This is a genomic window from Pseudomonas chlororaphis subsp. chlororaphis (genome assembly GCF_003945765.1).
In the GTDB taxonomy this organism is placed as follows: domain Bacteria; phylum Pseudomonadota; class Gammaproteobacteria; order Pseudomonadales; family Pseudomonadaceae; genus Aquipseudomonas; species Aquipseudomonas chlororaphis.
The window spans coordinates 6,487,202-6,501,940 of sequence record NZ_CP027712.1 but is presented as its reverse complement, the minus strand read 5'-3'; the positions used below and the strand labels follow the sequence as shown (position 1 = coordinate 6,501,940).

The following is a 14,739-nucleotide window of genomic DNA, read 5'->3' as shown; positions in this document are numbered from 1 at the left end:
CTGCCCATGATCCATATCCCGAAATCGGAATACACCCGCCGCCGCAAGGCGCTCATGGCGCAGATGGAACCCAACAGCATCGCGATCCTGCCGGCTGCCGCGGTGGCGATCCGCAACCGCGACGTCGAGCATGTCTACCGCCAGGACAGCGATTTCCAGTACCTAAGCGGTTTCCCGGAACCCCAGGCGGTGATCGTGCTGATGCCCGGTCGCGAGCATGGCGAGTACATCCTGTTCTGCCGTGAGCGTAATGCCGAGCGCGAACTCTGGGACGGTCTGCGGGCTGGCCAGGAGGGCGCGATCCGCGATTACGGCGCCGACGATGCCTTCCCCATTACCGATATCGACGACATCCTGCCGGGTCTTATCGAAGGCCGCGACCGGGTGTATTCGGCCATGGGCAGCAACCCCGAGTTCGATCGCCACCTGATGGAATGGATCAACGTGATCCGCTCCAAGGCGCACCTGGGCGCTCAGCCGCCGAACGAATTCGTTGCCCTGGATCATCTGCTGCACGACATGCGTCTGTATAAATCGGCGGCGGAAGTGAAGGTGATGCGCGAGGCCGCGCGGATTTCCGCCCAGGCCCATATTCGAGCCATGCAGGCCAGCCGCGCCGGTCTGTACGAGTTCAGCCTGGAAGCCGAGCTGGACTACGAGTTCCGCCGGGGCGGGGCGAAGATGCCGGCCTACGGCTCGATCGTCGCCGCCGGGCGCAACAGCTGCATCCTGCATTACCAGCAGAACGACGCGTTGCTCAAGGACGGCGACCTGGTGCTGATCGACGCCGGTTGCGAGATCGATTGTTATGCCAGCGATATCACCCGCACCTGGCCGGTGAACGGCAGGTTTTCCGCCGAGCAGAAGGCGATCTACGAGCTGGTGCTGGCCTCCCAGGAAGCCGCCTTTGCCGAGATCGCGCCGAACAAGCACTGGAACCAGGCCCATGAAGCGACCGTCAGGGTGATCACCTCCGGGTTGGTCAGACTGGGGCTGCTCGAAGGCGAGGTGGACGAGTTGATCGCCAGCGAAGCCTACAAGGCGTTTTACATGCACCGCGCCGGCCACTGGCTGGGCATGGATGTACATGACGTCGGCGAGTACAAGGTCGGCGGTGAATGGCGGGTGCTGGAAGTCGGCATGGCCCTGACGGTCGAGCCGGGCATCTACATCGCGCCGGACAATCAGAACGTGGCGAAGAAATGGCGCGGCATTGGCGTGCGCATCGAGGATGACGTGGTGGTAACCAAGCAAGGCTGTGAAATTCTCACCGGTGGCGTGCCCAAGACCGTGGCCGAGATCGAGGCCCTGATGGCCGCCGCCCGGAGCTGCGCAGCATGAACCGGGTCAATCTGGCGATCATCGGCGGTGGCCTGGTCGGTGCCAGCCTGGCCCTGGCCTTGCAGGCCGGCGCCAAGGAGCGCGGCTGGAAGATCGTGCTGATCGAGCCGTTCGCTCCGGGCGATACCTATCAGCCCAGCTACGATGCGCGCTCTTCGGCGCTGTCGTTCGGCGCGCGGCAGATCTATCAACGGCTGGGTGTGTGGCAGGAAATCTCCCGCCGCGCCGAGCCGATCAAACAGATCCATGTCTCCGACCGTGGGCGGTTTTCCACCGCACGGCTGTCGGCCATGGAGGAGGGCGTTCCCGCCCTGGGTTATGTGGTGGAAAACGCCTGGCTCGGCCAATGCCTGTGGCAGGGGCTGGACAAGGACGTGGTGAGCTGGCGCTGCCCGGCCGAGGTCATGCGCATGGAGCCGCTGGAAGACGGCTACCGCCTGACCCTCAACGATGAAACCAGCCTGGATTGCGAACTGGCGGTACTGGCCGACGGCGGTCGCTCGGGGCTGCGCGAGCAACTGGGAATCGGGGTGAAAAAGCGCCCCTACAACCAGAGCGCGCTGATCGCCAATATCACCCCGAGCGAAGCCCATAACGGCATGGCCTTCGAGCGCTTCACCGACGACGGCCCAATGGCCCTGCTGCCGCTGCCGGAGAACCGCTGCGCGTTGGTCTGGACCCGCCTGGGCATGGACGCGCAGCGCCTGGCCGCGCTGGACGAACGCAGCTTCCTCGGCGAGTTGCAGGGGGTATTCGGTTATCGCCTGGGCACCCTGAAACAGGTCGGCGCGCGGCATCTTTACCCGCTGGCGCTGGTGGAGGCCGAGGAGCAGGTGCGTCCTCACCTGGTGGTGCTGGGCAACGCCGCCCATAGCCTGCACCCGATTGCCGGGCAGGGTTTCAACCTGTCGTTGCGCGACGCCCAGGCGCTGGCCGATGCCTTGCTGGTCAGCCCGACGCCGCCGGGCGATTTCAGTATCTTGCAGGCCTACCGCGAGCGGCAGCGCCTGGACCAGGACCTGACCGTGGGCTTCTCCGACCAGGTCACCCGGCTGTTTGGCAGCAAGCTGCCGCTGGTGTCCCTGGGGCGCAATATCGGGCTGCTGGGCCTGGACCTGCTGCCACCGGCCAAACGCTGGTTCGCGCGGCAAGCCATGGGCCTGGGTACCCGTCCCGATGCGTGAGTGGCTGAGCCCGCGACCGGGCATGGAAATCCAGCACAGTGTCGGCAGCCAGGTAGCGCGGTTCGACAAAACCCTTTACGTGCGGCTCAAGCCGCAAGCGAGACAGGCTTAAAGCATGGAAATGCGTGCAGATCTGCTGATTGTCGGGGCCGGAATGGTCGGGAGCGCCCTGGCGCTGGCGTTGCAGGACAGCGGCCTGGAAGTGCTGCTGCTCGATGGCAGCCCGCTGAAGGTCAAGCCCTTCGACGACGAAGCACCGTTCGAGCCGCGGGTGAGTGCATTGTCGGCGGCCAGCCAGCGGATTCTCGAGCGCCTGGGTGTCTGGGAAGGGGTGACCCGGCGGCGCTGCAGCCCGTATGCCGAGATGCAGGTCTGGGATGGCAGCGGCACCGGGCAGATTCACTTCTCGGCCGCCAGCGTGCATGCCGAGGCGCTGGGCCACATCGTGGAAAACCGCGTGGTCCAGGACGCGCTGCTGGAGCGTCTGCACAACTGCGACATCGGCCTGCTGGCCAACGCCCGCCTGGAGCAGATGCGCCGTTCCGGCGACGACTGGCTACTGACCCTGGCCGATGGCCGCAGCCTGCGCGCCCCGCTGGTAATCGCCGCCGACGGCGCCAATTCGGCGGTGCGGCGCCTGACCGGCTGCGCCACTCGCGAATGGGATTACCTGCATCACGCCATCGTCACCAGCGTGCGTTGCGCCGAGCCGCACCAGAGGACCGCCTGGCAGCGTTTCACCGACAACGGCCCGCTGGCGTTCCTGCCGCTGGAGCGCGACGGGCTGCACGATTGGTGTTCGATCGTCTGGTCGACCACGCCCAGCGAGGCCGAACGCCTGATGGCGCTGGACGACAGCGACTTCTGCCGTGAGCTGGAACGCGCCTTCGAAGGCCGCCTGGGCGCGGTGTTGAGCGCCGACCCGCGGCTCTGCGTGCCGTTGCGCCAGCGTCATGCCAAGCGTTACGTGGCAGAGGGCCTGGCCCTGATCGGCGACGCGGCCCATACCATCCATCCGCTGGCCGGGCAGGGGGTCAACCTGGGCTTCCTCGATGCCGCGGTGCTGGCCGAGGTGCTGCTGCAGGCGGCCAGCCGCGGCGAACACCTGGCCGACACCAAGGTGCTCAGCCGTTACGAGCGGCGGCGCATGCCGCACAACCTGGCGTTGATGGCGGCGATGGAAGGCTTCGAACGGTTGTTCCAGGCCGATCCGCTGCCGCTGCGCTGGTTGCGTAATACCGGGTTGAAAATGGTCGACCAGATGCCCGAGGCCAAGGCGCTGTTCGTGCGCCAGGCGTTGGGCCTCAGCGGGGATCTGCCGGAACTGGCCAAGGCCTGACCGTTATCGCGAGTAGTCGAACCGCTCAACCGGCGGCTCCCGCAGGGGCCGCGCGGACATGTGTGGGCGCGCGTCTGCTCTGAACCCCACGCTGGCGATGCATCAGCAACATCTCGTAACGCCTCGGTCTCCGGTTCAGTTTGAGAAGCTAAATAGTAGTCCTTATCATTTACTCCCCTTTGATTTCGAGAGACCGCTCCCATGTTGGCACCGAAGCGTCTACTGACCGCCCTGGCCCTCACCCTCATTGGCGGTACTGTCCAGGCAGCCGACGAAGTGGTGGTCTACTCCTCACGTATCGACGAGCTGATCAAGCCGGTCTTCGATCTCTACACCCAGAAAACCGGGGTCCAGGTGAAGTTCATCACCGACAAGGAAGCGCCGCTGATGCAGCGGATCAAGGCCGAGGGCGAGAACGCCACCGCCGACCTGCTGCTCACCGTCGATGCCGGCAACCTGTGGCAAGCCGAGCAGATGGGTATCCTGCAGCCGTTCACCTCCAAGGTGATCGACACCAACATCCCCCTGCAATACCGCGCCGCCTCGCACGCCTGGACCGGCCTGAGCCTGCGGGCGCGGACCATCGCCTACTCCACCGCGCGGGTGAAACCGTCCGAACTGACCACCTACGAAGCCCTGGCTGACAAGCAGTGGGAAGGCCGCCTGTGCCTGCGCACGGCGAAGAAGGTCTACAACCAGTCGCTGACCGCGACCCTGATCGAAACCCACGGCGCGGCGAAAACCGAAGAAATCGTCAAGGGCTGGGTCAACAACCTGTCCACCGACGTGTTCTCCGACGACGTCGCGGTGCTCGAGGCGATCAGCGCCGGCCAGTGCGACGTGGGCATCGTCAACACCTACTACTACGGCCGCCTGCACAAGCAGAAGCCGGATCTGCCGGTCAAACTGTTCTGGCCGAACCAGGGCGACCGCGGCGTGCACGTCAACCTGTCGGGCATCGGCCTGACCAAGCACGCACCGCACCCGGAAGCCGCCAAGGCCCTGGTGGAGTGGATGACCACCGAGGAAGCGCAGAAGATCTTCGCCGACGTGAACCAGGAATTCCCGGCCAACCCGAGCGTGCCGCCGTCCGCCGAAGTGGCCGCCTGGGGCAAGTTCGTGGCTGACACCCTGCCGGTGGAAGTCGCCGGCAAGCGCCAGGCCGAGGCCATTCGCCTGATGGACCGTGCTGGCTGGAACTGATCCGCTGGTTATACTGCGCCCCGCCTTTGCGGGGCGTTTTGTTTAACCGGTTCGTAATTGCCTTTTATTGATCCATCTCGTTCGAGAGTCTTTCGTGGCCCATCCCGCCCAACGTCGCTGGTACCCGCTGGTTTTTGCCGTCGCCGCCCTGGTGCTGCTGCCGCTGAGCGTGCTGCTGCTGTCGTGGCAGGTGATCGACCAGCAGATCTGGTCGCACCTGTGGGAGACCCAGATGCCGCGCCTGCTGGGCAACACCCTGACCCTGGTGCTGGGCGTCGGTGTCGGCGTGACGCTGCTGGGGGTGAGCCTGGCCTGGCTGACCAGCCTCTGCGAGTTTCCCGGAAGGCGCTGGCTGGACTGGGCGCTGATGCTGCCCTTTGCGATTCCGGCCTACGTGCTGGCCTTTGTCTTCGTCGGCCTGCTGGATTTTTCCGGCCCGGTGCAGACCCTGCTGCGCGAATGGTTCGGCATGGGCCTGCGCCTGCCGCGGGTGCGTTCCACCGGCGGGGTGATCCTGGTCTTGGTGCTGGTGTTCTATCCCTATGTGTACCTGCTGGCGCGCACTGCGTTCTTGGCCCAGGGCAAAGGCCTGATGGAAGCCGCGCGCGTGCTTGGGCAGACGCCCTGGCAGGCGTTCTGGCGCGTGGCCCTGCCCATGGCGCGGCCGGCCATCGGTGCCGGTGTGGCCCTGGCGCTGATGGAAACCCTGGCCGATTTCGGCGCGGTGGCGGTGTTCAACTTCGACACCTTCACCACCGCCATCTACAAGACCTGGTATGGCTTCTTCAGCCTGTCCAGCGCCGCGCAGCTGGCCAGCCTGTTGCTGCTGGCGGTGATGCTGGTGCTGTACGGCGAGCGTCGCGCCCGTGGCGCCAGTCGCTCCGGCAACGAGCGGCCGCGGGGCAAGGCGCTGTACCACCTGCATGGCCTCAAGGCCCTGGCAGCCACCAGTTGGTGCGCGTTGGTGTTTGCCTGCGCCTTTGTCATCCCAGTGCTGCAACTGGTGGTGTGGTTCTGGCAGCGTGGCCGTTTCGACCTCGACGAGCGTTATGCCGGGCTGATCCTGCACACCCTGTACCTGGGCGCCATGGCGGCCCTGATCACGGTCAGCGTGGCCCTGCTGCTGGCGTTCGCCCGACGGCTGGCGCCGACCCGGGCGATCCGCTCCGGCGTCAGCCTGGCCAACCTGGGGTACGCCTTGCCGGGTTCGGTGCTGGCGGTGTCGATCATGCTGGCCTTCAGTTATCTGGACCGCGAGCTGGTGATCCCGCTGTCGGGCTGGCTGGGTGGGGCGGGCAAGCCGTTGCTGCTGGGTAGCCTGGCGGCGTTGCTGCTGGCCTATCTGGTGCGGTTTATCGCGGTGGCCTACGGGCCGCTGGAAAGCAGCCTGGCGCGGATCCGCCCCTCGTTGCCGGAAGCGGCGCGCAGCCTGGGGGTCAGCGGACCGCGACTGTTTTTCAAAGTGTATCTGCCGCTGTTGCTGCCCGGCACTCTGAGCGCGGCGCTGCTGGTATTCGTCGATGTGCTCAAGGAAATGCCCGCCACCCTGCTGATGCGCCCGTTCGGTTGGGACACGCTGGCGGTGCGGATCTTCGAGATGACCAGCGAGGGTGAGTGGGCGCGTGCCGCGTTGCCGGCCCTGACCCTGGTCCTGGTGGGATTGTTGCCGGTGATCGGACTGATCCGACGCTCCGCTCATCGAATCGGTTAGGTGCCAGTGTCACACCTTGCGGCTACAATGCGCGGCATTCGGTGTGGTCGATCTTTCTGATCGGGTCTTTTGAATTATCTGAGAGCCTTCTATTTCAAGGCTTCCAGCTCATACAGCGACCGCCCGCACCTTCGCCACGCCCGGAAGGAGAAACCCATGGGACAGCGCACGCCTCTGTATGACCTTCATCTCGCCCTCGGCGCGAAGATGGTCGATTTTGGCGGTTGGGATATGCCTCTGCATTACGGCTCGCAGGTCGAGGAGCACCATCAGGTGCGACGCGATTGCGGGGTTTTCGATGTATCCCACATGACCGTGATCGATGTCGACGGCCCCCAGGCCAAGGCCTGGCTCCAGCACCTGCTGGCCAACGATGTCGAACGCCTGCAAAGCCCCGGCAGGGCCTTGTACAGCGCCATGCTCAACGAGCACGGCGGTATCGTCGACGACATGATCGTCTACCGCACCGAATCCGGTTACCGGCTGGTGGTCAACGCCGCCACCCGTGACCAGGACATGGCCTGGATGCAGGCGCAACTGGGCGCTTTCCAGGTGCAACTGCACGAACGCTCCGAGCTGGCGATGCTGGCGATCCAGGGGCCCCACGCCCGCCACAAGATCGCCGAGCTGGTGACCCAGTCGCGCGGCACGCTGATCCAGCAACTCAAGCCCTTCGAAGGCCAGGCCGATGGCGACTGGTTCATCGCGCGCACCGGCTACACCGGTGAGGATGGCCTGGAAATCGTCCTGCCGGCCGACCAGGCCCCGGCGTTCTTCAACGATCTGGTGGGCGCGGGGATCTCGCCGATCGGCCTCGGCGCCCGCGATACCTTGCGCCTGGAGGCCGGCATGAACCTGTACGGTCAGGATATTCACCAGGAGGTTTCACCGCTGGTGGCCAACATGGCCTGGAGCATCGCCTGGGAGCCGGCGTCGCGCAAGTTCATCGGGCGCACCGCGCTGGAGGCCGAGCGCGCGGGTGGGGTGAAGCACAAACTGGTCGGCCTGGTGCTGGAAGAACGCGGCGTGCTGCGTGCCCATCAGGTGGTTCGCATCGCCGATGTTGGCGAAGGAGAGATCACCAGTGGTAGTTTCTCTCCTACGCTTAGCAAATCGATCGCCCTGGCACGGGTGCCCATGGCTACCGCCGACCGTGCAGAAGTGGAAATCCGTGGCAAGTGGTACCCGGTCCGGGTGGTAAAACCGACCTTCGTGCGTCATGGCAAAACCCTGATCTAACTTATTTCCGGCGGGATCTACCGCTGACATTTCTTCTTGAGGACACAGAACATGAGTGATATCCCTGCTGACCTGCGTTTTGCCGAAAGTCACGAATGGGCCCGTCTGGAAGCCGATGGCACCGTGACCGTGGGCATCAGCGACCACGCTCAGGAAGCCCTGGGCGACGTGGTGTTCGTCGAGCTGACCGAAGTCGGCAATGTCTTCGGCGCTGGCGACCAGGCCGGTGTGGTGGAATCGGTGAAGGCCGCTTCCGACATCTACGCGCCAGTGGCCGGCGAAGTGATCGCGGTCAATGAAGACCTGAGCGGCAGCCCGGAGCTGCTCAACAGCGACCCGTACGGCGCCTGGATCTTCAAGCTCAAGCCGGCCAACGCTGCTGATCTTGAGAAGCTGCTCGACGCAGCCGGTTATAAGGCCGCTATCGGCGAATAATCCCTGCCAGACGCGAATCCGCTACAAGAGCGCCGTGCTGCCCTTATCGGGTACGCGGCGTTTTTCGTTTGCAGGCGACCTCTTGGGGGCTGGCCTAGCGGCGGAGCGATCTGGCCCGCAGCACGGCTTTGTTCACCCTGATGTGAAGCTCTGCCACTTCTTCTGCCGTCAAACTCGTCGCGGGTTCGCCGCTAACCCAGGCGCCCTGATTGTTGTAGGTGACGGTTTTGGTTTCTCCGTCGTTCACGCTCATGTTGTAAGGATTGGACAGACTGCTGGGGATCAGCGAACCCGCTGCCTGGGCTGGACCGAACCATAGTTGAAACTCGTTTTTGGGGGTCATGGTGGTTATGCCTATATTCATGCCACCTGAGCGGTTCACCCAGAGACTGAGTCCGGTGGAGTCCAATAATATATTGCTGGGGTTGGCCGGAAGTTCGTTATTTATTGAAACATCTCCTGGCGTTCCAGCATTCCTTGCCGGGCTGAATACACCATATTGATCCAGGGTGGTTATCTGGCCTGTGTTGATGGGTAGGTTCTTTCCGCCTGAAGTAAAATTGATGTCTCCTTCTTGCAGCGGTGTGTTGGTGAAATTCACCATGTAGGAATCATTGGTGATATTAAAGATATTCTTGTATTGATAAGTCGGTTGGTTGGGGGCGGCGAATGGCGGTTTTGAAAGCCAGATGACAGTGAAGGAACTGTTTACTTTCTTGGCCAGGTAGAGGCTGTAGTTATTTATCTTTTGCGCAACAAGTTGCTCTTCTTCAATATAGACAATTATGGTTTGCTTACTCATGGCTAATCTCACGCTCATCCTGTGGATGATTTATATACAGAGTCTCGACCCCACCTGGCCCGTTCAACCATGAGTTCGACATCATCAATAAAAAACCCTGTAGATCTACGATATACAGGGTTTTTCTTGCATGAGCGCAACGTGCGAACGGAAGACTGCCAATGGCATCGCGCAGTGCTCTAAGTCCTTCGCGCAACCGATGCTCGATCCGCCCGGCGGACTAGGCCGCGATCCCGAGCCTGGCGTGCAGCGCCCTGACTTCAGAGGCGCTCAGGACTCTGGCCGGTTCGCCGGTCACCCAGGTGCCACTGTCGGTGTAGGTAATGGTGACGCTGCCGCCATCCTGCAGGGTCGCTACATAGGGGTTGGACAGGTTGATGGCGATCAACGAACCGGTTTCCTGAATGTTGCCGAACCAGAGTTGATATTGGCTCTTTGGTGTCAGCGTCGCAGGGCCGATGTTCATGCCGCTCTGACGGTTCACCCAGATGTTGTTGCCGTTGGAATCCAGGAGGATTGCATGCGGATTGCCTTGCAGCTCATTTTTGATGAGAACATCCGAGGGTACGCCGCCATTCTTGGCCGGAGTGAACACGCCGTTCGCATCGAGCGTCGTGGTCTGGCCAGTACTGATGGGCAGGTTTTTCCCGCCGGAGGTGAAGGTGACATCGCCACTGCTGACCGGGTCATTGGTGAAGTTGACCATGAAGGACGGGGTGGCGATATCAAAGGTGTTTCTATATTGGTAACTAGGGTTGTTGACTGTGGCAACGGGGCCTTTTGATTGCCAGATGACCGTAAAGTCATTATTTACTTTCTTGGCCAGATAGAGGCTGTAGTTGTTGTTCTTTTGCGCAATCAACTGTTCTTCTTCGATGTATACAACTATTTGTTGGCTGCTCATTTCTTTGAACTCCATTTCGAATAAATTGAAACATGGATTTTGTGACGGTCTTTGCAACTGCGTAATGGCCTTTTGTCTCCAGGGCGCAGTCATAAGTAAACATAGCAGGCGGAAAGTTGGTCTATAGAATGATTGGCTATTGTTTTGAAGTCGTCTGTATTTCGGAAATTTTATGTATGGGTTCGTGCTGATTTATCATGTGCTTATGTGTGCGGTTAAAGTGAGTGCCGCCGGGAGTCTGGTTTTTGGCGCAAAGGATCAGACAAGTGGATATTTATATAACTATTGGCAACTGTATTTATTGCTGAAATAAAAACGCCCAAAACGGGATATTGAGCGTCTTGAATAGTGTAGAAACCAGCCGTTCAAGGGCTGGGTGTCTATTTATGTCTCTTGCAAAACAGCCTTCACCGTCGCTACCGAGCGTTCGACATCGCCCTTGCTCATGGCCGTGAACATCGGCAACGAGACGATCAGGCGTCCCACCCGTTCCGCCACCGGGAACATCCCCTCCTTGAAACCGCGCTCGCGGTACAGGCTCAGCAGGTGAATCGGCGGGTAGTGATAGCCGATGCCGATCCCGCGCTCCTGCATCTGCTCCATAAAGGTCGCCCGCGCCGGTTTGCCGTCATGCCGCTGCGGCAGTACCAGCTGGAACAGGTGCCAGTTGCTGTTGCTGAAGTCCGCCGGGGGCAGTTGGGCGCCGTAGCGGGTTTCGAAGTCGCTGCCCAGGCATTCGAAGTAATGCCGGGCCAGTTCGCGGCGATGAGCGGTGAGGGTTTCGAGGTGGGCGAACTGGCCCAGGCCGATGGCGGCCGCGACGTCGGTCATGTTGAATTTGCCGCCCAGCACGTCCACGTCCAGGCCGTCGAAGCCATGTCGGGTCACGCCCTGCAGTCGATACTTCTCCGCCAGGCGAGCCTCTTCGGCGGTGTTCAGCACCAGGGCGCCGCCTTCGCTGCAGGTGACGTTCTTGTTGGCCTGGAAACTGAAAGAGACCAGGTCGCCGCCAGCGCCGATGCGCTCGCCATTCCAGCTTGAGCCCAATGCCTGGGCGGCATCTTCCACGACCCGCAGGCCGTGCTTGCGCGCCAGGGCGTAGAGGCGTGCCATATCGACCGGCAGGCCGGCGAGAAACACCGGGATGATGGCCTTGGTCCGGGGCGTGATGGCTGCTTCCACCTGGGCCAGGTCGATGTTGCGGGTGATCGGGTCGATGTCGGCGAACACCGGGGTGGCGCCGACCTCGAGAATCACGTTGGCCGTGGCCACCCAGGAGATCGGCGTGGTGATGACTTCATCGCCAGGGCCGATGCCGGCGATACGCAGGGCGATTTCCATGGTGCAGGTGCCGGAATTGAAGGTGCGCACCGGGCGCCCGCCGCAGTACTGCGAGAGTTGCGCCTCGAAGGCCTGGACCTTGGGCCCGCTGGTGATCCAGCCCGAACGCAGCACTTCGCCAACGCTGGCGATGGTGGCTTCATCGATGGTGGGTTTGGAAAACGGCAGGAAAGGCAGCTGGCTCATGACGATGGGATACCCGATAAACAGTGGTCGAGGCAGGGCGGCGGGCCGCGCCGGAGTCGAGCATCATGCTACCGGTTCGCCCGGGGTGCCAGACCGTCGGCGTGCGGGATCGGCTGCTATGCTGCTTTGACCGTGTTCCATCGACGCCGAGCGCCGCCTGAGAGAGAGCCCGTCATGTCCCAGTTGCCGTCCTTGAGCCAGTTACGCGATCCCAATGCCTTTCTGCGGCGTCACCTCGGGCCCGACGCCGCCGAGCAGCAAGCGATGCTCGACAGCCTGGGCCTGGGCAGCCGGGTCGAGCTGATCGAACAGACCGTGCCGCCGGGCATCCGTTTCAACCGTCCGCTGGACCTGCCGCCAGCGCTGGACGAGCAGGCCGCCCTGGCCAAACTGCGCGGTTACGCCGAGCAGAACCAGGTCTGGACCAGCCTGATCGGCATGGGTTATCACGGCACCCTGACCCCCACGGTGATCTTGCGCAACGTGCTGGAAAATCCCGGTTGGTACACCGCCTACACGCCCTACCAACCGGAAATCGCCCAGGGCCGGCTCGAAGCCCTGCTCAATTTCCAGCAACTGACCATCGACCTCACCGGCCTGGAACTGGCCAACGCCTCGCTGCTGGACGAAGCCACGGCCGCCGCCGAAGCCATGGCCCTGGCCAAGCGCGTGGCCAAGTCGAAAAGCAATCTGTTCTTCGTCGACCAGAACTGCCATCCGCAGACCCTCTCGGTGGTGCAGACCCGCGCCGAAGGGTTCGGCTTCGAACTGGTGGTCGACAGCCTGGACAACCTCAAGCGGCACCAGGTGTTCGGCGCCTTGTTGCAATACCCGGACACCCACGGCGAGATTCGCGACCTGCGGCCGCTGATCGATCACCTGCACGCGCAGCAGGCGCTGGCCTGCGTGGCGGCCGATCTGTTGAGCCTGTTGCTGCTGACGCCGCCGGGCGAGCTGGGGGCCGACGTGGTGTTCGGTTCGTCCCAGCGCTTTGGCGTGCCCATGGGCTATGGCGGGCCCCACGCGGCGTTCTTCGCCAGTCGCGAGGAGTACAAGCGGGCGATTCCGGGACGGATCATCGGCGTGTCCAAGGATGCCCGGGGCAACGTGGCGCTGCGCATGGCCCTGCAGACCCGCGAGCAGCATATCCGTCGCGAGAAGGCCAACTCGAACATCTGCACCGCCCAGGTGCTGCTGGCCAATATCGCCAGTTTCTACGCGGTCTATCACGGCCCGGAAGGCTTGCGGCGCATCGCCCAGCGCGTCCATCGCCTGACCTGCATCCTCGCCGCCGGCCTTGAACGCAAGGGCATCGAGCGGCTGAACCGGCAGTTCTTCGACACCCTGACGCTGGAGGTCGGCGGTAGCCAGACGGCCATCATCGAGAGCGCCAAGGCCGCGCAGATCAATCTGCGGATCCTCGGGCGCGGGCACCTGGGCCTGAGCCTGGATGAAACCTGCGACGAGAGCACCGTCGCCCGGCTGTTCGATGTGTTCCTCGGCGCCGACCACGGGCTGGACGTCGCGCAACTGGATGCTGAAACCCTGGTCCCGGGCATCCCCCAGGACCTGCTGCGCAGCACGTCTTACCTGAACCATCCGGTGTTCAACAGCCATCACAGCGAAACCGAGATGCTGCGCTATCTCAAGCAGCTGGAGAACAAGGACCTGGCGCTGAACCAGTCGATGATCCCGCTAGGCTCCTGCACCATGAAGCTCAATGCCAGCAGCGAGATGATCCCCATCACCTGGCCTGGCTTCGCCAACCTGCATCCCTTTGTCCCGCCGGAACAGGCCCTCGGCTATTCGCTGATGATCGAGGAGCTGGAGCGCTGGTTATGCGCCATTACCGGCTTCGATGCGATCTGCATGCAGCCCAACTCCGGGGCCCAGGGCGAGTACGCCGGGTTGCTGGCGATCCGCAAATACCACGAGAGCCGCCAGCAGGGCGAGCGCAATATCTGCCTGATTCCCGCCTCGGCCCACGGCACCAACCCGGCCTCGGCGCAGATGGCCGGCATGCAGGTGGTGATCGTCGATTGCGACGCCGCCGGCAACGTCGACCTGCAAGACCTCAAGGACAAGGCGCAGATTGCGGGCGGACACCTGGCGTGCCTGATGGCCACTTATCCTTCGACCCACGGGGTGTACGAAGAGGGCATCAGTGAGATCTGCGAGGTGATCCACAGTCACGGCGGCCAGGTGTACATGGACGGCGCCAACCTCAATGCCCAGGTCGGGCTGACGCGGCCGGCCGATATCGGCGCCGACGTTTCCCACATGAACCTGCACAAGACCTTCTGCATTCCCCACGGCGGCGGTGGCCCGGGCATGGGACCGATCGGCGTGCGGGCGCACCTGGCGCCGTTCGTGGCCAACCACCCGGTGGTGGCCATCGACGGGCCGCTGCCGCAGAACGGCGCGGTCAGCGCGGCGCCCTGGGGCAGCGCGAGCATCCTGCCGATCAGTTGGATGTACATCGCCCTGATGGGCCCGCAGCTGGCGGATGCCAGCGAGGTGGCGATCCTCTCGGCGAACTACCTGGCCGAACACCTGAGCGGGGCCTTTGCGGTGCTCTACAGCGGGCGCAACGGCCGGGTCGCCCACGAATGCATTCTCGACCTGCGGCCGCTCAAGGCGCAGACCGGCATCAGCGAGGAGGACGTGGCCAAGCGCCTGATGGACTACGGTTTCCACGCGCCGACCATGTCGTTCCCGGTGCCGGGCACGCTGATGGTGGAGCCCACCGAAAGCGAGTCCAAGGCCGAGCTGGACCGTTTTATCGAGGCCATGCTGAGCATTCGCGCCGAAATCGCCCAGGTCCAGGAAGGCAACTGGCCGGCCGAAGACAACCCGCTCAAGCGCTCGCCCCATACCCTGGCGGACATCGCCGGGGTCTGGGAGCGGCCCTACAGCATCGAGCAGGCGGTGATCCCCAGCCCCCACGCCAGGGCGCACAAGTACTGGCCGACGGTGAACCGGGTCGACAATGTCTACGGCGACCGCAACCTGTTCTGCGCCTGCGTACCGGTGGATGCCTATCGCTGAGCTCGA

Annotated in this window: 11 protein-coding genes; 8 read left to right on the top strand and 3 right to left on the bottom strand. The window is 63.2% G+C overall.

Annotation, left to right across the window (positions count from 1 at the left end; genetic code table 11):
• Positions 1 to 6: 6 nt before the first annotated feature.
• The 7 genes from pepP (at position 7) to gcvH (ending at position 8,452) form a co-directional block, all read left to right on the top strand.
• Complete coding sequence (pepP, locus tag C4K27_RS29640; protein ID WP_053263053.1) at positions 7 to 1,341, top strand: Xaa-Pro aminopeptidase; 1,335 nt, start codon at positions 7 to 9, stop codon at positions 1,339 to 1,341.
• A complete protein-coding gene (gene ubiH, locus C4K27_RS29635) occupies positions 1,338 to 2,525 on the top strand; it encodes a 2-octaprenyl-6-methoxyphenyl hydroxylase (RefSeq protein ID WP_053263052.1) in 1,188 nt (395 codons plus the stop codon). The genes pepP and ubiH overlap by 4 nt, the downstream gene beginning before the upstream one ends.
• Positions 2,526 to 2,646: 121 nt before the next feature.
• Positions 2,647 to 3,864 (top strand): 2-octaprenyl-3-methyl-6-methoxy-1,4-benzoquinol hydroxylase, encoded by a 1,218-nt coding sequence (locus C4K27_RS29630; protein WP_164523785.1) that lies wholly within the window; start codon positions 2,647 to 2,649, stop codon positions 3,862 to 3,864.
• 201 nt (positions 3,865 to 4,065) lie between these two features.
• Complete coding sequence (locus C4K27_RS29625; protein WP_053263050.1) at positions 4,066 to 5,067, top strand: extracellular solute-binding protein; 1,002 nt, start codon at positions 4,066 to 4,068, stop codon at positions 5,065 to 5,067.
• 94 nt (positions 5,068 to 5,161) lie between these two features.
• A complete protein-coding gene (locus C4K27_RS29620) occupies positions 5,162 to 6,778 on the top strand; it encodes an ABC transporter permease (protein ID WP_053263049.1) in 1,617 nt (538 codons plus the stop codon).
• Positions 6,779 to 6,934: 156 nt separating this feature from the next.
• Entirely contained in the window at positions 6,935 to 8,017 is a 1,083-nt protein-coding gene (gene gcvT, locus C4K27_RS29615; protein ID WP_053263048.1) for a glycine cleavage system aminomethyltransferase GcvT, read from the top strand.
• A gap of 51 nt (positions 8,018 to 8,068) precedes the next feature.
• Entirely contained in the window at positions 8,069 to 8,452 is a 384-nt protein-coding gene (gcvH, locus tag C4K27_RS29610) for a glycine cleavage system protein GcvH (RefSeq protein WP_009046109.1), read from the top strand.
• A 94-nt stretch (positions 8,453 to 8,546) separates the two neighbouring features.
• Here the strand turns inward: gcvH and C4K27_RS29605 are convergent, their stop codons facing one another.
• The 3 genes from C4K27_RS29605 to C4K27_RS29595 form a co-directional block, all read right to left on the bottom strand.
• Positions 8,547 to 9,254, bottom strand: a complete 708-nt coding sequence (locus C4K27_RS29605) for a hypothetical protein (protein WP_053263047.1) — start codon at positions 9,252 to 9,254, stop codon at positions 8,547 to 8,549.
• A gap of 220 nt (positions 9,255 to 9,474) precedes the next feature.
• Positions 9,475 to 10,158, bottom strand: a complete 684-nt coding sequence (locus tag C4K27_RS29600; protein WP_009051397.1) for a hypothetical protein — start codon at positions 10,156 to 10,158, stop codon at positions 9,475 to 9,477.
• Positions 10,159 to 10,542: 384 nt separating this feature from the next.
• A complete protein-coding gene (locus C4K27_RS29595; protein WP_053263046.1) occupies positions 10,543 to 11,685 on the bottom strand; it encodes a DegT/DnrJ/EryC1/StrS family aminotransferase in 1,143 nt (380 codons plus the stop codon).
• A 174-nt stretch (positions 11,686 to 11,859) separates the two neighbouring features.
• On the opposite strand from C4K27_RS29595, the gene gcvP reads away from it, so the two are divergent.
• The gene (gcvP, locus tag C4K27_RS29590; RefSeq protein ID WP_053263045.1) at positions 11,860 to 14,733 is read left to right on the top strand and encodes an aminomethyl-transferring glycine dehydrogenase; all 2,874 of its coding nucleotides are present in this window, start codon (positions 11,860 to 11,862) and stop codon (positions 14,731 to 14,733) included.
• Positions 14,734 to 14,739 lie beyond the last annotated feature (6 nt).

Excerpts from the sequence above, each read along its gene's own strand:
- pepP (WP_053263053.1), top strand. The coding sequence starts at position 7 with ATGATCCATATCCCGAAATCGGAATACACCCGCCGCCGCAAGGCGCTC.
- ubiH (WP_053263052.1), top strand. The coding sequence starts at position 1,338 with ATGAACCGGGTCAATCTGGCGATCATCGGCGGTGGCCTGGTCGGTGCC.
- C4K27_RS29630 (WP_164523785.1), top strand. The coding sequence starts at position 2,647 with ATGCGTGCAGATCTGCTGATTGTCGGGGCCGGAATGGTCGGGAGCGCC.
- C4K27_RS29625 (WP_053263050.1), top strand. The coding sequence starts at position 4,066 with ATGTTGGCACCGAAGCGTCTACTGACCGCCCTGGCCCTCACCCTCATT.
- gcvT (WP_053263048.1), top strand. The coding sequence starts at position 6,935 with ATGGGACAGCGCACGCCTCTGTATGACCTTCATCTCGCCCTCGGCGCG.
- gcvH (WP_009046109.1), top strand. The coding sequence starts at position 8,069 with ATGAGTGATATCCCTGCTGACCTGCGTTTTGCCGAAAGTCACGAATGG.
- C4K27_RS29605 (WP_053263047.1), bottom strand. The coding sequence starts at position 9,254 with ATGAGTAAGCAAACCATAATTGTCTATATTGAAGAAGAGCAACTTGTT.
- C4K27_RS29600 (WP_009051397.1), bottom strand. The coding sequence starts at position 10,158 with ATGAGCAGCCAACAAATAGTTGTATACATCGAAGAAGAACAGTTGATT.
- C4K27_RS29595 (WP_053263046.1), bottom strand. The coding sequence starts at position 11,685 with ATGAGCCAGCTGCCTTTCCTGCCGTTTTCCAAACCCACCATCGATGAA.
- gcvP (WP_053263045.1), top strand. The coding sequence starts at position 11,860 with ATGTCCCAGTTGCCGTCCTTGAGCCAGTTACGCGATCCCAATGCCTTT.